The sequence below is a fragment of the Rhizobium sp. F40D2 genome (assembly GCF_051810745.2).
Taxonomy (GTDB): Bacteria; Pseudomonadota; Alphaproteobacteria; order Rhizobiales; family Rhizobiaceae; genus Rhizobium.
In genome coordinates this window covers 396,652-413,552 of the sequence record NZ_CM131436.1, presented here as the reverse complement: position 1 = coordinate 413,552, position 16,901 = coordinate 396,652, and the positions used below count along the sequence as shown (strand labels likewise).

The 16,901-nt window shown below is 61.9% G+C and carries 20 protein-coding genes and 1 pseudogene; 5 read left to right on the top strand and 16 right to left on the bottom strand.

Translation table 11 applies throughout. The annotated features are described in order from the left end of the window. Positions 1-24: 24 nt before the first annotated feature. Positions 25-330, bottom strand: a complete 306-nt coding sequence (locus tag ACS4RS_RS02090; RefSeq protein ID WP_003569638.1) for a hypothetical protein — start codon at positions 328-330, stop codon at positions 25-27. A 134-nt stretch (positions 331-464) separates the two neighbouring features. Here ACS4RS_RS02090 and ACS4RS_RS02085 point away from each other — a divergent pair, with 134 nt between their 5' ends. Then, the gene (locus tag ACS4RS_RS02085) at positions 465-995 is read left to right on the top strand and encodes a dihydrofolate reductase family protein (RefSeq protein WP_439008926.1); all 531 of its coding nucleotides are present in this window, start codon (positions 465-467) and stop codon (positions 993-995) included. Positions 996-1,381: 386 nt separating this feature from the next. Here ACS4RS_RS02085 and ACS4RS_RS02080 read toward each other — a convergent pair whose 3' ends face one another. Continuing rightward, complete coding sequence (locus ACS4RS_RS02080) at positions 1,382-2,392, bottom strand: Lnb N-terminal periplasmic domain-containing protein (protein ID WP_439008927.1); 1,011 nt, start codon at positions 2,390-2,392, stop codon at positions 1,382-1,384. A 204-nt stretch (positions 2,393-2,596) separates the two neighbouring features. On the opposite strand from ACS4RS_RS02080, the gene ACS4RS_RS02075 reads away from it, so the two are divergent. Then, positions 2,597-2,938 (top strand): NIPSNAP family protein, encoded by a 342-nt coding sequence (locus ACS4RS_RS02075; RefSeq protein ID WP_439008928.1) that lies wholly within the window; start codon positions 2,597-2,599, stop codon positions 2,936-2,938. Between the two features lie 224 nt (positions 2,939-3,162). Here the strand turns inward: ACS4RS_RS02075 and ACS4RS_RS02070 are convergent, their stop codons facing one another. The 7 genes from ACS4RS_RS02070 to ACS4RS_RS02040 all read right to left on the bottom strand — a co-directional run bounded on the left by ACS4RS_RS02070 (position 3,163) and on the right by ACS4RS_RS02040 (position 11,248). Next, positions 3,163-4,953 carry an ATP-binding cassette domain-containing protein gene (locus ACS4RS_RS02070; RefSeq protein ID WP_439008929.1) on the bottom strand — a complete coding sequence of 597 codons (1,791 nt, stop codon included), beginning with the start codon at positions 4,951-4,953 and terminating at the stop codon, positions 3,163-3,165. Positions 4,954-5,347: 394 nt separating this feature from the next. Next, positions 5,348-5,845, bottom strand: coding sequence for a DinB family protein (locus tag ACS4RS_RS02065; RefSeq protein ID WP_439008930.1), 498 nt, complete (start codon positions 5,843-5,845; stop codon positions 5,348-5,350). A 193-nt stretch (positions 5,846-6,038) separates the two neighbouring features. Next, complete coding sequence (locus tag ACS4RS_RS02060; RefSeq protein ID WP_439008931.1) at positions 6,039-6,773, bottom strand: phosphotransferase; 735 nt, start codon at positions 6,771-6,773, stop codon at positions 6,039-6,041. Positions 6,774-6,782: 9 nt separating this feature from the next. Further along, positions 6,783-8,696 (bottom strand): adenylate/guanylate cyclase domain-containing protein, encoded by a 1,914-nt coding sequence (locus ACS4RS_RS02055; RefSeq protein WP_439008932.1) that lies wholly within the window; start codon positions 8,694-8,696, stop codon positions 6,783-6,785. 171 nt (positions 8,697-8,867) lie between these two features. After that, a complete protein-coding gene (locus ACS4RS_RS02050; protein WP_439008933.1) occupies positions 8,868-9,659 on the bottom strand; it encodes an aldolase in 792 nt (263 codons plus the stop codon). Between the two features lie 101 nt (positions 9,660-9,760). Next, entirely contained in the window at positions 9,761-10,411 is a 651-nt protein-coding gene (locus ACS4RS_RS02045; protein ID WP_439008934.1) for a pyridoxamine 5'-phosphate oxidase family protein, read from the bottom strand. A gap of 141 nt (positions 10,412-10,552) precedes the next feature. Continuing rightward, complete coding sequence (locus ACS4RS_RS02040; RefSeq protein WP_439008935.1) at positions 10,553-11,248, bottom strand: TetR/AcrR family transcriptional regulator C-terminal domain-containing protein; 696 nt, start codon at positions 11,246-11,248, stop codon at positions 10,553-10,555. Positions 11,249-11,435: 187 nt separating this feature from the next. On the opposite strand from ACS4RS_RS02040, the gene ACS4RS_RS02035 reads away from it, so the two are divergent. After that, the gene (locus tag ACS4RS_RS02035) at positions 11,436-11,933 is read left to right on the top strand and encodes a RidA family protein (protein ID WP_439008936.1); all 498 of its coding nucleotides are present in this window, start codon (positions 11,436-11,438) and stop codon (positions 11,931-11,933) included. A 42-nt stretch (positions 11,934-11,975) separates the two neighbouring features. Here ACS4RS_RS02035 and ACS4RS_RS02030 read toward each other — a convergent pair whose 3' ends face one another. Next, a complete protein-coding gene (locus tag ACS4RS_RS02030) occupies positions 11,976-12,320 on the bottom strand; it encodes a helix-turn-helix domain-containing protein (RefSeq protein ID WP_439008937.1) in 345 nt (114 codons plus the stop codon). 106 nt (positions 12,321-12,426) lie between these two features. On the opposite strand from ACS4RS_RS02030, the gene ACS4RS_RS02025 reads away from it, so the two are divergent. Further along, complete coding sequence (locus tag ACS4RS_RS02025; RefSeq protein ID WP_179611409.1) at positions 12,427-13,173, top strand: glucose 1-dehydrogenase; 747 nt, start codon at positions 12,427-12,429, stop codon at positions 13,171-13,173. A 198-nt stretch (positions 13,174-13,371) separates the two neighbouring features. Next, positions 13,372-13,751 (top strand): annotated as a pseudogene (locus tag ACS4RS_RS02020) (cupin domain-containing protein). Between the two features lie 129 nt (positions 13,752-13,880). On the opposite strand, the gene ACS4RS_RS02015 reads toward ACS4RS_RS02020, so the two are convergent. The 6 genes from ACS4RS_RS02015 to ACS4RS_RS01990 all read right to left on the bottom strand — a co-directional run bounded on the left by ACS4RS_RS02015 (position 13,881) and on the right by ACS4RS_RS01990 (position 16,791). Next, positions 13,881-14,501, bottom strand: coding sequence for a glutathione S-transferase N-terminal domain-containing protein (locus ACS4RS_RS02015; protein WP_439008938.1), 621 nt, complete (start codon positions 14,499-14,501; stop codon positions 13,881-13,883). Next, a complete protein-coding gene (locus tag ACS4RS_RS02010; protein ID WP_439008939.1) occupies positions 14,494-14,979 on the bottom strand; it encodes an SRPBCC domain-containing protein in 486 nt (161 codons plus the stop codon). The genes ACS4RS_RS02015 and ACS4RS_RS02010 overlap by 8 nt, the downstream gene beginning before the upstream one ends. Next, positions 14,951-15,304 (bottom strand): metalloregulator ArsR/SmtB family transcription factor, encoded by a 354-nt coding sequence (locus ACS4RS_RS02005; protein ID WP_439008940.1) that lies wholly within the window; start codon positions 15,302-15,304, stop codon positions 14,951-14,953. The genes ACS4RS_RS02010 and ACS4RS_RS02005 overlap by 29 nt, the downstream gene beginning before the upstream one ends. Before the next feature lie 236 nt (positions 15,305-15,540). Next, positions 15,541-15,957 carry a GFA family protein gene (locus tag ACS4RS_RS02000; RefSeq protein WP_439008941.1) on the bottom strand — a complete coding sequence of 139 codons (417 nt, stop codon included), beginning with the start codon at positions 15,955-15,957 and terminating at the stop codon, positions 15,541-15,543. A 43-nt stretch (positions 15,958-16,000) separates the two neighbouring features. Continuing rightward, a complete protein-coding gene (locus tag ACS4RS_RS01995; RefSeq protein ID WP_439008942.1) occupies positions 16,001-16,465 on the bottom strand; it encodes an SRPBCC domain-containing protein in 465 nt (154 codons plus the stop codon). Further along, on the bottom strand, positions 16,462-16,791 hold the full coding sequence (locus ACS4RS_RS01990; protein ID WP_439008943.1) for a metalloregulator ArsR/SmtB family transcription factor: 330 nt from the start codon (positions 16,789-16,791) through the stop codon (positions 16,462-16,464). The genes ACS4RS_RS01995 and ACS4RS_RS01990 overlap by 4 nt, the downstream gene beginning before the upstream one ends. Positions 16,792-16,901: the final 110 nt, after the last annotated feature.

The following is a 16,901-nucleotide window of genomic DNA, read 5'->3' as shown; positions in this document are numbered from 1 at the left end:
GGCCACGTCGATTCGGCGCGATCGTCAAATCCCCGAGCCGTCAAGCTGCTGGGCGTCGTCGCCTTCCCAGGGTGAGGGCATCGAGAGGCGAGCGAGATTGGCCGAGGGCATCGGCATCCAACACTTCAATTCCGGCTCGGCATATTCGATGATCTGCCCAGGCGAGGAATCCGAGGCGCGCCAGCCTTCTGCGCCAAACTGATCGCCGTGCGACCAATAGGCGAGGTCAACTTCCGCCGGCCCCTGTTCGGACGGGCGGATGGTGACCAGGATCCGACTGCCGTCTTTCGGTGCGCTGGCCATGCTGCGCCAGCGGTCTGCCTCGTCCATCGTTTTGCCTCCTGCCTTGCTACAGGTGCAACTGTCGCCTCGCCATCGAAAGCGGTCAACTCAAACTTTGTGGGGACCCTTGGCTAGCGATGGCGGCTTAAGCTATCCTGAAGTCCCTGATGGAGGATTAGCGCATGGCGAAGCTCGTCTTCGGAATGAATATCTCCCTGGATGGCTATGTCGACCACCAGAAATTTGCGCCCGATCCCATCCTCTTTCGCCACTGGATCGAGCAGGCGCGCGGCCAGACGGGGAGCCTCTATGGCCGCCGCCTGTACGAGGTGATGCGCTACTGGGATGAAGACCATGCCGAGTGGACCCCGGAGCTGCGCGATTTCGCGCTTGCCTGGCGGCGCCAGCCGAAATGGGTCGTGTCGCGCTCGCTGACCTCGGTCGGCCCCAACGCCACGCTTATCACGGAGGACATGGAGACGGCGATCCGCCGGCTGAAGGCCGAGCTTGCCGGGGAGATACAAGTCGGCGGGCCGGAGCTTGCGGGCGGTCTGACCGACCTTGGCCTGATCGACGAATATCGCCTCTACTTCCACCCCGTCGTGCTCGGCCACGGCAAGCCGTTCTTCACCGGCCCGAGGCCGCCGCTCCGCCTTGTCGCCAGCGATTTGATCGGCGGGGAGGCGGTGCGATTGACCTACGTTCCTGGTTGATCGGGTAAGTCGCGAGGGGTCGCGCTAAGGCGGCAGTCACGATGATTGACCCAAATGCTTCCACGTCGATGGCGTGGGCGCCTCGCCAGGCCTCTACTTTGTCGGACTGGATTTCGCCTCCGCGCGCAAGTCAGGCATCATATTGGCGATATCAGAAGAAGCGCCTCGCCTCGTCGAACACCTCGTAGGGCATTCGTGGCCGCCTTCGGCATAGTCGAGAAACATGACCATGCAGAACCGCAAAAGCTTTGTTCGTTGAACCTGCAGACTGGAAACGCAGAGCAAACCCTGGCGTGTCTTCACCGCGGTGGATCATGGGCCCGTCACTGCTGATGAAGAGCATCGAGCGAGGGAAAACCATCTCGATATCGTTGGGATAGAGGACGTCACAACGCGCCCTGCGGCGACGGAACGCCGACGCGAATGGCCTGCGAAAAATACGGCGAAAGACCGTCCTCCTGCGCTCTTGCAGCGATGTGTGCGGCCGACCGCAGTTGCGACAAGGGAACCGAGATGTCAAGCGCGCGCCGGTCATAGGCGTATTCCGGCAGGTATCCGTTGACGATGAGGCGCCAGTCCGTCGGCACGGTGTCGCCTGCCACACGCATCATCTTGACGATGGTCGTCGTGCAGTTGGTCGTCAGCGAATTGTAGAAGGCGGGCCGCGCTGCAAGCGCGTTCGCGTCGGAGACGTATTCGCGCAGAAGCAGCCGCGCAGCCGCCGGCGTCGCCCTCAGGCGGTAAATCTGGACGTCCTCACCGCGAAAATTGGAGCGGAGGCCGATGACATCCCTTTCGTCTGCCGCGATGATGACCAGAGGACTGCTTTTGAAGAGGTCCGCCAGCGGTGAGAACGAACCGCCGGCAAGGCGACGCACTTCGATAGACCACGCCAGATAGCGGCCGTCTTCGAAGCCGAAGCTCATCATGACATGCGCGATAGTCGGACCTGACCAATACGACATGAACATGTCGACGCTCTTCAGCTTGTTCAGGTCGTAACTGCGAGTCGTCCATCGTTCCGTAAAGTCGGTGGCACTGTGCCACTCGAATTCGCGGACATTTGTCAGCGTCAGCAGATCACCGTCGAATTCGCCGGTGACCTGACGAGCAACGTCCGGAGCCCAGGCGCCATTTGCCTGCGGCTCGATCGTGCTCCACCAGAAGAGGACGATGACGAACGCGGCCGCAAACGCGAGGACCGCACGACGGCGTCTCCTGCCAAAGAGCGCCAGTATGACGGAGGCGCCAAAAAGCCCGAACAAGATGGCGCTGGCTTGCCTGCCGGCTTGGGGCAACGGCAAGCGGTACCAAAGCGCGAGCGACGACCAGGCAACGGCAACGGCGACGACGAACAGGAGGGCTGCAATGACAATCGCACGGACCGGTCGAACCATTTTGCTTTTCCAACGAGTTTGAAGCGTTCGTCCTGATCGCTAGACCCTAGCGGTTTCCGGACTTGAAGCCCAGAACCTATCCGAAGCAACGGTGCTCCGGCCTTTCTATTTTGATAAGGCCGATTGCGCCGGCAAGCGGCCCTCGCTTTTTCCGGCGCTGACCGATATGGACGATCTTTCCTGATCCACCATGAGGAGCACCCGATGATCCACGAATTGCGCATCTATACATGTCTGCCGGGGAGGTTGCCGGCACTGCAGCAGCGCTTCGAGACCGCGACGCTGGCAATCTGGGAACGCCTCGGCATCCGCTCACTCGGCTTCTGGACGACGATGATCGGCTCTTCCAGCAACGATCTGACCTACCTGCTCGAATGGCGGTCGCTTTCGGAGCGCGAGCAGAAATGGGCCGAGTTCATCGCCGATCGCGAGTGGCAGGAAGCGAGGGCGAAGAGCGAGGCGGATGGGCCGATCGTCGCCAACATCGCCAGTTCGCTGCTGCAGCCGACACGCTTCTACCGCGGCTTCTCCAAACCGTCGGAATAACGGCCAGAAACTCCGCATGCAATTGATTGAAAAGTGTTTCGGACGTGTTTCGGCGTGAGTGCGAGCCGTCGTCCGCAAATGGCGCAATCTGCACGGGGCGGGCTCGCGCCGGGACCGCCGCGATCTCGACCATCAAGCGGAAACATGAGCATTGCCGAACAGCGCAGCCATTGTCCGTTGAGCCGCAAAAAGGAAACGCCAGAGCAAAACCCTGGCGTTTCGGTTCAGGCCACAAGGCCCTTGGTCAGCTCCAGCGCCTGCCGCTCGAACAGCCGGCGGTAGATGCCGTCGGGGCGGCGGATGAGCGCCTGGTGGTCGCCTTCTTCGACGATCTCGCCCTTGTCGAAGACCAGCAGCCGGTCGAGCGCCCGCACAGTGGAGAGGCGATGGGCGACGACGAGTGTGGTGCGGCCGTCCATCAGGCGTTCCATCGCCTGCTGGATCTGCACTTCGCTCTCGCTGTCGAGGCTGGAGGTCGCCTCGTCGAGGATCAGGATCGGCGCATCGGCGAGGAAAGCGCGGGCGATGGCGACGCGCTGCCGCTCGCCGCCCGAGAGTTTGACGCCGCGTTCTCCCACCATCGTCTCATAGCCCTTGGGAAGGCTGAGGATGAAGTCGTGGGCGCTCGCCTGTCTCGCCGCCTGCTCGATCTCACGCCGCGAGGCATTCGGCCGGGAATAGGCGATGTTCTCGGCCAGCGTGCGGTGAAACAGGATCGGCTCCTGCTGCACGATGGCGATCTGGCTGCGCAGGCTGGATTGCCTCACCTCGGCGATATTCTGCCCGTCGATGCGGATCGAGCCCGAATTCACGTCGTAAAGGCGCTGGATGAGCTTGACGAAGGTCGTCTTGCCCGAACCCGAATGCCCGACCAGCCCCACACGCTCCCCCGGTTTGATGGTGACCGAAAAGTCCTTATAAAGCGGGCTCGGATGCGCGCCATATTGGAAGGTGATGCGATCGAAGACGATCTCGCCCTTGCCAATCCGGATAGGTGTGGCGCCCGGCCTGTCCTCGATGCCGAGCGGCATCTTGTCGAGCAGAACCAGCTCTTCCATGTCGTTGACGGCGCGCTGCAGATTGCGGATGTCCTGGCCGACATTGCGCAGATAACCCTGCAGGACGAAGAACATCGCCAGCACGAAGGTGACATCTCCAGGCGTCGCCAGCCCTCGCTGCCACATGATGAGGCCCGTCCCCAGAATGCCGGCCTGCATGGAGACCATCATGAAGCCCTGGATCGTGCCGCTCAATGTGCCGCGCTTCCATGTCCGCCGCGTGCGGCTGTCCCACGTGCCGAGCACGCGGCCGAGCCGGCTCTCCTCGCGGTTTTCGGCGCCGAACGCCTTGACCACCGAGTTGCAGCTGATCGCATCGGCGAGCGCGCCGCCGAGCTTGGTATCCCAGGCATTGGCAAGCCTTGCCGCCGGCGACACGAAGCCCATGGAAAGCGCCACGGTGACGCCGATATAGACCAGCGATCCCAAGCTGACGATCAGCCCCATGACCGGCCAATAGCTGCCGAGCACGATGCTGGCGCCGACCAGCATGACGATCGACGGCAACAGCGCGACGAGCAACAGGTCGTTCAGCGAATCCAGCGCCCACATGCCGCGCGTGATCTTGCGCACAGTCGAGCCGGCAAAACTGTTGGCGTGCCAGTCGGTGGAGAAGCGCTGCACCTTGTGGAAGCCGCCATTGGTCACATCCGCCATGGTGCGCAGCGTCAGCCGGATGATGCCGTTGAAGATGAAATAGCGCAGCGCCACGCTGGTGAAGCCCAAAGCGACGACGATGACGAAGGCGCTGAGGGCGCTGTCGGCCGGATTGCCGCCGGCGATGGCATCGACGATCTGGCCTGAAAAGACCGGCACCATGACTTCGGCGAGCGTGCTTGAAATCACCAGCACGATGATGAGACCCACCAATCCAGGCCGGTGGCTCCAATGATGAAAGATAAAGCCGAGCACGTTGCGATAGGCATCGGCGCGGAAATCGAGCTTCTTGCGAGTCATTTGAACCAACCCGGCCGCATATCGGCAACCGGTCCTCAAAATCGAGAGTTAAATGGCACAGCCCAAGCGGGAGACGAAATGATCCCGTCAGATCATCGGGCTATGAAGGGAGTGAAAACCGCATGTCGGGCGCGCTTGAGGCGGGCCGCGAATGGAAATGACCTAGTGTCGGTTCATTCCGCACGGGAGGATTTTGGTGATTGCTGATGATGTCATGCAACGCCTCCCTTTTGTTCGATCTGACGCGGTGAGCCTCTTGTAGCGAAGGCGAACGCCCTTGCCAACCAGGAAATTGCAACCTGACAGAAAGTGATGCGAAAACGACACAATCTGTAACGTGCAGGTTTACGCGCCGCCGTTTGCTGCCGGGTTCGCCGAGCCGATGCCGGGCATGTTATGGCAGACGCGAAAGGTCGGTCGGCTCCGGTTTTGCGCCGGCTGCCGTCAGCATCGCATGGACCTGGCCGCGGTGGTGGGTCTGGTGGTTGAAGAGTTCGATCGCACAGTTGGCCTTCGGCTTCTCGACCCGCGTTGCGCCGTCCCCGGGATACCAGACAAGCATGCCGTCGAGCTCGGCGTCGCGCAATCCTGCCGCCCAGGCTTCGATTTCGGCGTTGCGTTGCAGCCGCAGGCTCTTGAACGCATCCCAATCCGATGGGCTTGTCAGCGAGTGCGTGATGGTTTTCTCGGGCCGCTCATTGCCCTTCAATCGCGCGAGGATCAGGGCGTCGGCCCAATAAAGGTGGTTCAGCGTCGCGGCGATCGATTGGAAGAACGCCCCTCGATCCTTCCAGCGCTCCGTATGCGTCAGCCCATCGGCGGCGGTGATCAGAGAGGTGTTCTGCCAGCTGTTGTAGCGGGCCATGAGTCGGCAATAGTCGGCTGAGATCATTGTCTCGGGCTCCAATGGTTGGCAATGATCGGGGGAGGGTGGCGACTGCAGGGAAGACCCATGGGGCCGTTTGTGCTCTGTCGCCTGCGCCAATGAAGGCGTGCCGTGCGAGAGGGCACGGACAGCGATCAGTCTATCGTGAAACAGCGTCGGCGCAAATGGCTGATGAGATGTTTCGTTTTTTGGGGACGCCTCAGAGGGCGCGAACTTCGGCAAGCCGCTTGGCGGCGTATGCGTCGTCCCAGCAGATCGCGGCTTCCCATGCCGCCGATGCTTGCGCGGCGATGTCATAGGCGATGCCTTCCAGACCGGCTGCATTGTAGGGCAGGACGAGGTCAAGGTCGGGCACGTCGACATGCGACTCATCCCAGTCGATCAGGGCGACGCGGTTTGCGGTGATGCGGATGTTGCCGGGGTTGCTGGGATTGCCGTGGACGACGCTTGTCTCGCGACCGGCAAGCCGCGCCCACGCCGCGCGGCATCGGGCGACGCCATTTACCGGCATCGCGGCAAGGTCGATCCTCGTCCCGGTTTCGGCGTGCAGGAGGTCGGTCGAGGATCGCCAAGCCGGACGCTGCGGCCAGCCCTGCGTCAACCGATGCAACTCGCGCAGTGTCTCGGCCACGCGACGCCAGTCGGCCTCCGTCTCGGGCGGCCCGCCCTGCATGTATTCCATCACTGTCAGGCCATCGGCGAACAGGCGGCCATCGGCCGTCGGGATCGGCACCGGCACGCTCAGCCCTTCCCGGTCGAGGTGGCGGAGGAGTTCGGCCTCCCAAGCGAGATCAGCATCGCTCCTGGTCCCCAGACGACCGACTGCAAGCTGGCCGCGGACGCGCACGCTCCAGACATCATTGGCAACTCCGCCGGAGAGCCTCTCGATGCGAACCGCGTCCTTGTCCCACAGCTCTAGCGCTTCCCATCCCATGCATGATCCTCAGTCTTTGATTTCCCCGACAAGCTCCCAAATGTCGACCTTCTCGGCGCGTCCCTTGACCGGGGCAAGGCCGAGGGGGCGGAAGGTGAAGCGGTCGGCGACGGCGTCGCGGGTGGCGGCGCTGACCAGGATCGATGTGTTCAGCTCCTTGTTCATGCCTTCGAGCCGTGAGGCCACATTGATCGTATCGCCCATCGCCGTATATTGCTGACGCGAAATTGCCCCGAAGCTGCCGACGACGGCCGGGCCGGTGTGCAATCCAAATCGCGTCAACAGCTCTGGGCGGCCATTCCTGAGATTGGCTTCGTTCAAGCCGTCGACCGCCGCTTTCATGGCCAGCGCGCATCGGCAGCCATGTTCGGCATGTCTGATGTCGGCAACTGGGGCGTTCCACATGACGAAAATGGAATCGCCGAGATATTGCACGACTGCCCCGCCATTGCGCTCGGCGATGGTGTTCAGCAGTTCGAAATAGGCAGAAAGCGTGTCGACCACCTCCTCGGGCGAATGTTGTTCCGAGATGGTCGTGAAGTCTTTGATGTCGGTGAACAGCACGGTCACATCCTGGCGCTTCGCCCTGACGATCGCCCGCGTCTTGGGATTGACGATCTGCCGGACCACTTCACGCGGCACATAAAGCGCAAACTGAGCGATGGCATGACGGCTGGCCGCCAAGGCGTTTGCAAGCGTGTTGATCTCGCTGATCCAGGAGTGGGACATCGGTTTCTCCCCCACATCCAGATCGCCGATCCTGCGCGCCTCGTCCGCCAGCCGATAGAGCGAGCGGCTGACGATGCGTGACAGCATCACCGAGGCGGCGACACCGGCGAGCACGAAGGCGGCGGCAATGAAGAGATTGCGCACCAGCAGCCGATTGGCCTCCGCCACCAGGTCCTGCAGCGGCACGACGATGGCGGCCTCGCTGCCCGTGAACAGGCCGGACACGCTGACGGGGGCGATCTGCACCAGATGGGTTTCGCCATCGAGATCGACCCGTGCCAGGCCGCCGCCGGCAAAGGCCGGATCCTGCTTGAGCCGCGCCACGGTTTTAAGGCTCGGGTCGAAACTGTTGGCGGTCGCTGCAAATGCGCCTGATGTTCTCGACCATAATCCGATGATCCTGCTCATGATATCAGGGTCGGAATGGGCGACGAGATTGCCGCCGGCATCGACGATGTAGGCCCGGGCGCGCGGCGAAATCTCGCTTGCGTCGAGCAGCCGGCTGACGGTCTCCAGGTGAATGTTGATGCCGAGTACCACCTTGCCGTCGTCCCGCATCGGGGCTGCGATCGTCAGCGTCGGAACATTCAGCGTTCCGGTGACACGGGGTCCGACGGAAACCGGCACGCCGTCTTGAATGGCGGATCGATACCAGGGGCGTTGCCGCGGATCGAAGGATGTATCCACGACATTCCGCTCCCCGATCAGCTCTGCATCGCTGCCGAGAAAACCAAGTGTCGAGATGATGTCGGACGCATTTCTCCGTGCGATCATTCTGATCGCGAAAGCCGTACCATCGGGTGCGGCAAGCGTCTGGCGAACGTCGCGCCGGGCCGTGTTGATCACCTGCAGATAGGAGCCGTCGGGATAGCCGGCGAAAACGCTGGTGGCGTTCGGGACGCTTCGAAGAACCTCCTGAAAGAACCGCTGTTTTGCCTTGATGTCCGCAGGCGGCGGCGAAACGAGCTGCGGCAGGGTGGATGCCAGCGCCACTGCCTCGGTGCCGCCCTGCAGCGTATTCCGGTACCCCTCGATCAGCCGCAAGCTCATCGCGCGCATCTGCTGCGCGCCGGCGCTGACCGCAACTTCGCTTCCGTGGCTGAATGCCATCCAGATGATCGGCGCCGATGTGCAAAGCAGCGACGCGACGACCAGGACGCCGAGATGCAGTCTGAGCGGTTTGGACCAGCGCACGCGATCTCCCCCGAAATGCGGACCCGTCTCAGCACGTGTAGCGCAATGCCCATCTGGCATGCGCTACCCAACGATGCCAGCTAACTGCTTTTTCGATCCTTGCACAAGCCGGTGATATCGGCGCTCCCGCCCTGGAGAGAACCTGGCTCTTGCTGGGCGATGCCGGGGGGCTCAGCGCTTGTAGTCGGGCTCGCTGCGATCGAGCTTCCGCTTCACCGCCTCCAGATGGAGCCTGGCCGACTCCGGGTCTCCTTCGCGCATCTGCCGATACGCCGCTTCGGCGACATCAGGCGCGACGGCAAGCACCTGGCGCCCTGTGGAAAGGGCGAGCGTCTGCACCTCGCAGGCGCGCTCGAGATAGTAGAGATCGTCCCAGGCCTCGGCGATATTCGGTGCGCAGACCATCACGCCGTGGTGCTTCATGAAGACGATGTCGGCATCGCCGATCGCTGCAGCGATCCGATCGCCCTCGCGCGCATCGAGCGCCAGGCCGTTGTAATTGCGGTCGACGGCCGTTCGTCCATAGAATTTCAACGCGGTCTGCCCGGCAAAGATGAGCGGGTCGCCTTCTGTCATCGAAAGGGCGGTGGCATACGGCATGTGGGTGTGGAATGCCGCCTTGGCGCGCGAAATGTTCTGATGGATCCTGGCGTGGATGTAAAAGGCGGTGGCCTCGGGCTGACCGCTGCCCGACACCACGTTGCCGTGAAAATCGCAGATCAACAACATCGAAGCCGTCAGTTCGGCGAAGGCGTAGCCATAGGGATTGACGATGAACAGGTCGTCATAGCCGGGAACCACGGCCGAGAAATGGTTGCAGATCCCTTCCTCCATGCCGAGCCGAGCCGCCATCCGGAAGCAGGCCGCCAGATCCACCCGGGCCTGCCAGATTTCCTCCGTATCGAGTTTCGGCTGGTTGGCGCCGGCGGCGGGCAAGGAGGGCGTGTTGAGCGAGTGGGCCATGGGATCGTTTCAGTTTGGAGTCACAGAGAGGGGCGGTTGGTTGAGTTACGCCCGGATCGCCCTGGCATCAAGCCGGCTGCAAGGAAAGATCATTGTGCCGGTTAGTAGAGTGTCCGCTTATATGCATCTTCGAGATCGGCATCGATTTTGCGCATCTCATTTTCATCGCTCGGCGCGCCGGTCGTCTGATCCAGAATGATCTTGACCAGCGACGGCATCTCGCTGCGATCCTGGAAATGACCGGGGTCCCACAAGTGCGAGCGCCGGAAGGCCTTGGCGCAATGAAGGAAAACCTCATTCACCTCGACGACGATTGCAAGTTTGGGAGCGCGGTCGTTGACGCTCATGCTTTGCAGAAGGTCAGGGTCAGTCGTCAAACGGGCCTGGCCATTCACCCGCAATGTGTCGTCGAAACCCGGAATGATGAACAACAGCCCGACGTTCGGATTGGCAAGAATATTGACCAGGCTGTCCAGGCGGTTATTGCCGGGCCTGTCCGGTATCGCCAGCGTCCGCTCGTCAAGGATCTTGACGAAACCGACTGGATCGCCGCGGGGGCTGACATCGGCCTTTCCATCCGGGCTCTGCGTGCCGATGCACAGGAAGGGCGAGCGCCTGATGAATTCTTGCGCATGCTTGCCGAGACTGTCCTGACACTTCTGCACGGCCAGAGCATGTGTCGCCTCGAACAGGCCTCGAAGAGCGAGCTCATCTGCGATGGCGAAGTCCGGATTGAGCTTGAACTCCTTCATTCCCATTGCCTTTCGAAGCTGCGCTGCGCATGGCGGCATCGCGATAATGATGTACGTACCTCAAAACGAGATTGCGTGTCAAGATCGAGAGGGTCGAAGCGAGGCAATGACCGCTCTAAGCCCGTCCCGGTACGACGAATTTCATTGTTTGGGAACGAGGCCGTCGAGCAGGAAGTCGAGGCCTTTGCTGAAGGCGCCGTCCCAGTCATTGTCCAGCAGCAGCCGGGAGCGTTCGATTGTGGGGTAGTGTTGGCTGAGACTTGTGAGGCGCTGCTGCGCGGCGGCTCTGTCCTCGTCCGAGAGGTCGAAGCTTGCCCGGGTGGTCGTGGCGCCGATCACATAATTCCAGAGCGACCAGATCGCCACGTTCAGATCGGCGTCGGCGACACCGGCTCTGGACAGGGTGCTGCTCAGCAGTTCCAGGCGAAAAAGAATGTTCGGGCCGAGCGCCCGGCGCGGCAGCAGCGCTGCCGACCAGGGATGGCGCAGCATGCCGGCGCGCCAGTCTTTCAGCATGTGAACGACTTCGCCGCGCCAGTCCTGAGACGCATCGATTGGCTGTGGGCCGCGATATGCGAGCACCGAATCCAGCGCCAGATCGAAGACCTCCTCCTTGTTGCCGACGTGCCAGTAAAGGCTCATCGCACCGGCGCCGAGGCGATCGGCCAGCCGGCGCATCTTCAATCCGTCAATCCCTTCGCTATCCAGAAGCGCGACCGCGGTCGCCACGATCCGTTCCAGCGAGAGGGGCTGTTCACTGCGCGCTTCCGGCCCGGATGGCGGAGATATTTTACGTTCAGATCGCTTGCTCTGCCCGCCGCTGCGTTTGGCTGCCATCCGTTTTTCCTACCGATCAGAACGCCGATTTAAGCCGACAATGCGATGAATGTCGATCCCGGCGGATTGACTCGTACGATGTACGATGCAAATTAACCGTACGTCGTACGAGTCAATCGTATCGGCGGCAAATCAACTGCCGGCCGCGGGGAGGTGGCCCGCAGTCCTCAACGTCCAAGAGAAAATCATGTCACGCGCAATCAAGCATCTGCTCATCGGAGGGCTCATCATCATGACCATTGGAATTCCGGCTGCGGCGACGGCCAACGAGAACGACATCAAGCTCACCATCGTCAATCCGAAAAACCTCTACGACCCCACGCCGAACGGCTACAGCACGGCGGTGATCGTGCCGAGGCAAGGCCGGTTGGCCTATATCTCGGGGCAAGGTGGCCAGGACGGGACCGGAGCCCTGTCGCCCGATTTCGCCGCCCAGGTCAAGCAGGCCTATGCCAATTTGCACATCGCCCTCGATGCGCTCGGCGCGAGGCCCGATCAGGTCGCCAAGCTGACGGTCTTCGTGGTCGATCACGATATGTCGAAGCTTCAAGTGTTGACCGAGACCGTCAAGGCGATGTTCGGCGCAGCCCTGCCGGCGCAGACTTTGATTCCCGTTCCCAAGCTGGCGATCGACCCCATGCTCTTCGAGGTCGAAGCCGTCGTCGTTTTGGACGAGGCATACTGAAGCTCGACAGGCTTCGCCTGCGCGGCGGTTGACCAGGGATGGTCAATCCGCCTTCGGTTGCTCGGGAAGCTGTCCATAAGCCGTCAGAATGGATCTGATCAGCCCCGGGAAGCGTTCGTCCAGCTCTGGGCAGCGGGTTTGGTTGCGCATCTCCACGCCCTGGCGCTCGCTGCGGATCAGGCCGGATTCGCGCAGCACCTTGAAATGGTTGGACAGCGATGATTTCGGAATGACGCGGTCGCCGAGATCGGCGAGGGCAGAGCATGTCCCGCCACAGCCGGCGGTGGCAAGCCTTGAAAATATGGCGACGCGCTCCGGATCGGACAGCGCATAAAGGATCGCCTCCGGCCGTATATCCTCCAGGGCTGGGTGAAAGAGCGGTCGCATGAATTTTATATAGCGCCCCTTGACATCAAGATCAACAGTTCCGAATTTCTGAACTATGGAACAAGCCGCCAATCCCGACGGCTGTCCGGTTCGGAAGGAATAACAGATGGCGAAGCTCACCGGAAAAGTCGCAGTGGTAACGGGAGCCTCCAAAGGTATAGGGGCGGCGATTGCCAAGGCGCTCGCGGCCGAAGGGGCAAAAGTGGTGGTGAACTATGCCTCGAGCAAGGCGGGCGCCGACGCCGTTGTCGAGGCGATCGGCGCGGCCGGCGGCAAGGCCATCGCGGTTCAGGGCGATGTTTCCAAGGCCGAGCAGGCGCAGGGGCTGGTCGATGCCGCCGTCAAGGAATTCGGCAAGCTCGACGTTTTGGTCAATAACTCCGGCGTCTACGAATTCGCGCCGATCGAGGAAGTGACCGAGGAACAGTATCGCCGCATCTTCGACGTTAACGTTCTCGGCCTTCTCCTGACCACCCAGGCGGCGGTCAAGCACCTCGGCGAGGGCGGCAGCGTCATCAACATCTCTTCGGTGGTCACCAGCATGGCGCCGCCGGCCTCCGCCGTCTACACCGGCACCAAGGGCGCCGTCGAAGGCATCAACAGCGTGCTGGCCAAGGAACTCGGCCCGCGCAAGATCCGTGTCAACGCCATCCTGCCGGGAATGGTCGAGACCGAGGGAACGCACACGGCCGGCGTCATCGGCTCGGATTTCCAGCAGGTCATCGTCGGCCAGACGCCACTCGGCCGCGTGGGCCAACCGGACGATATCGCCGGGGTCGCAGTCTTCCTCGCTTCCGACGATGCCCGCTGGCTGACCGGCGAACGGCTGGCCGCCAGCGGCGGTTTTCGCTGAGAACCGAGCGAGCGGCGGCGCTTTCTTGAGCCTGCACATACCGGGTATCGGCACAAGGTTCACCCCACCTCCGTCGTCCTCGGGCTTGACCGGAGGACCTACGCAGGCCTCCTCGGCTGTGGTGGATTCCGGGCTCAAGGCCTGGAATGACGGAGGTTGGCGGTGCGTTTTTCGCCGAACGCGCCGCCGGCGCAGCGGATGGCCAAACAGGTCGCTCGCCTTGGCGCACCCTTTTTCAGGAAATTTACAATCGCCGACGTCGCGCTGGAGCGTTCCCCCGGGCAGGAGGCGGACATATTCGTCGGCAATCTGGTCGATGAGCGGCACGGCGGGCCGATCACCATCGGTTATGGGCGCTACGGTCCTGGCCAGAGTCTCACCGAAACAATGGCGGTCGATGACGTCATGATCGTTCTGGAAGGGCGGCTGTCGGTGACGACGGAGGCCGGAACGGCGACCGCCGCCCCGGCGATATCGTCTACATGCCGAAGGGCGAGAGCGTAACGATCCATTCGCATGAGGAGGGCGCGCTCACCGCCTATGTCACCTATCCGCATTGGCGTCCGGCGCATTCCTGAGCCGGCGGCGCTTCAACGCACTGTCTGCCGCGGCGGGTTCTCTGTGACACCGGTTGGCGGCTGCCGATAAACTCACGCGCCTTTGCTAACGCCTTCACGCTCGCAAAATGGCCCTTCGTCTATGGCTTCTCAGGCGGGGAAAGGGTTTCGCCACGCATCCAGTTCTTCAATCCGTTCGTACCAGGTTTGGATATGCCGAAACTCGGCGAGTGGGATCTCGGCGGCGGCGGCATAAGGAAGTGCAGCTGCCAGTGCGAAATCCGCAACGGTCAGCGTCTTCCCGACGGCGACGCGGTTGGTGGCCAGATGATCGTCGAGCACGCGGCCATGGTGCCGAAAACCCGTCTTCGCGTCTTCGATCAGGCCGGCGTCGGGCTTCCCGCCGAACAACGGTTTGATCAAGATTTCAAACCACAGCGCTGCTCCGTGCCGGGTGAAATGGCTGGCATCCCAGCTCAACCAGCGCAGCACGTCGATCTGCCGGTGGTCATGCGGCCAGAAATCCGCTGCGACTGTGTCGGACAGCCTGCACATGATGGCGTTCGCTTCCCATAAGGTTCCGGCATCATCCTGCAGCACCGGGACTTTCCCGTTCGGGTTAAGCGCCAGGAATTCTGCGGTGCGTTGTTCTCCGCCTGCCAGGTCAACCCTGACGAACTCGACGTCGGCTTGCAGAAAACGAGCGGCGGCGCAGGCCTTCCGGGGATTGAGCGTCTCGCAATAGTAGAGCTTCATCGCCGCCTTACGCATGGTTCGGCCCTTCGGATTCAGTCCCGAGAAATAGGCTCAATCGCTCGAAACTTTGCGACCAGCCGTTTTCATGACCCTCAAGGGAGGATGCGCTGGCAAAGCCACTCTGCCGAAAAGTCATTTCCGTGCCTCCGTCGCTTTCCCTGAAGGTGACGGTGACGACCGTTTCGGGACTGTTTTCGCCGGTTCCGGTCTCCCAGGCATGGGTGAAGACAAGCCTGTGCGGCGGCTCGACCTCCAGATATTGTCCGCCGACCCAATGCTCTTCTCCATCCGGTGCAATCAGACAGGCGCGGTGTCGGCCGCCGGGCCAGGCTTCAAGTCTGTCGCCCACCGCCTTGAAACCGTGGGGGCCGCACCATTGCGCCAACGCTTTCGGATCGGTCCATGCCCTGAAAACGAGATCGCATGGGGCATCGAACCTCCGCACGAGAACCAGGTCGCGGCTGTTATCGGTTTCGGTCTCTGGATTGGTCATTTTCGTATCCTTGTACCTTGGACAGATAGTCATCGAGACGATCAAAGCTTTGATCCCAGAAGCGTCTGTAGTCGGCGATCCAATCGGCAATTGTCTTCAACGCTGCCGGCTCAAGGACGCGGGGACGCGAATTCGCTTCACGGCCGGAGCGGATCAACCCGGCCTGTTCCAGGACCTTGAGATGCTTTGATATGGCAGGCTGAGACAGGTCGAAGGGATCAGCAAGCTCGGCCACAGTTGCCTTGCCGTTGGCAAGCCGCGCGAGAATTGCTCTCCGGGTGGGATCGGAGAGCGCCGAGAAAATCGCATCAAGCCTGTCGTCCATGCATCACCATTTAGCTATATAGCCAAATGGATATATTGCGTGCATCAAAATGTCAACGGCAATTCTGCGCTGGATCGGCAATGACGGGGAGGACAGTCGACCCTTGGTAATGAAGCGAGGAGTTTGCAGGCATTGCACCCGTCGCCCGCTATCAGAGCGGCATGACAGCTTCAGCACGCCCGCCCTCAGCGACGATCCATCCCCGACTACACCATTTGGCGGGCGCTGCCCGAGCCTTACATGGGCGGCATCTTTTCGAAGTTCGGCACGCCAGGGTCGACCCGGTCCCAGGCGAGGCCGCGCACGGTGTAGGTCGCCATTTCGGGCCGGTAGCGCTCCGGCTCGTCGAGGCTGGCGGCGTGGATGGTGAAGAAGTCAGGCATATAGGAGAAGGTCAGGTAGACCGGTGCGCCGCAGGCGGGGCAGAAGCCGCGAGTCTTGACGTTGCCATTGTCGGCGACCATCTCCCAATGCGTCGCCTGGCCCTCAAGCTTCACCCCTTGCCGGCTCGGGAAAGTCAGATAGGAGCCGTGCCCGGTGCCGCTCGTCTTCTGGCAGTCGCGGCACTGGCAGTCGTTCATCGCAATCGGTTCCGCTGCGATTTCATAGTGAATCGCACCGCAGGCGCAGCCGCCGGTATAGGGCTTGCTCATATCTCTCTCCTGGTATGGGTTGTTGGACGACGGTCTGGCCGCCTCAGTTCTTGCCGTCGGCGATGGCGCCGATGTTCTGGACGACCTTCTTCCAGCCTTCGCCCATTTTCTGGAAGGCGGTTTCATTCCTGGGCAGCACGAAGCCGGAATGGATGAGGCGTAGCCGTGTGCCCTTTTCGACCCTGGTGAGGATGAAGGTGACCACGGTGTCGAGCGGCGAGCCATAGCCGGTGTTACCAGCATGCCCGCCCTTCCAGGCATAGGTGAGGCGCTCGTTTTCCACGACCTCCAGCACCTGGCAGTGAATGGTGCCGTCCCAGGCGCCCGCAGGCGTCGTCTGGTAGGTGAAGCGTTTGCCTTCCACCGGCTCGAAACCATCCGGCACCATCAGCCAGCGGCCCATCAGACTGGCGGTGCTCAATGTTTTCCAGAGTGTCTCCGGCTCATGCGGGAAGATCTCGTCGACGACGATCTCCTGCGTGGCGGGCTTCAATGCAGTTTCGTTCATGGATCGATTTCCTTCAGCAATGTTCTGAGATCGGCAAAGCGTTCGCGCCAGAACAGGCCGTAATGGCTCATCCAGTCCACAAGCGGCTCGAGACCGCCAGGGGCGGCGCGGTAATAGACCTTGCGACCTTCGGGGCGCTCGGCGACAAGGCCCGCCTGCTTCAGCGCCTTGAGGTGTTGGGACACGGCGCCCTGGGTGACGCGGCCTGCGCGCGTCAGTTCGACAACAGTGATCTCGTCGGAGCGGACGATCAGTTCGAACAGGGCTCGCCGGGTGGGATCGGCAAGGGCGCGCATGACGACGGTTATGGAGGCGGTTTCGATCATGACGAAAGCAATAGCGTGGACTAATTGATAAGTCAAGACTAATTGGTTGGGAGCGTGGAGTGACGGCACGGACTATCCCACGCCCGTGCGTCTTCTTGGCTCTGAGGAAC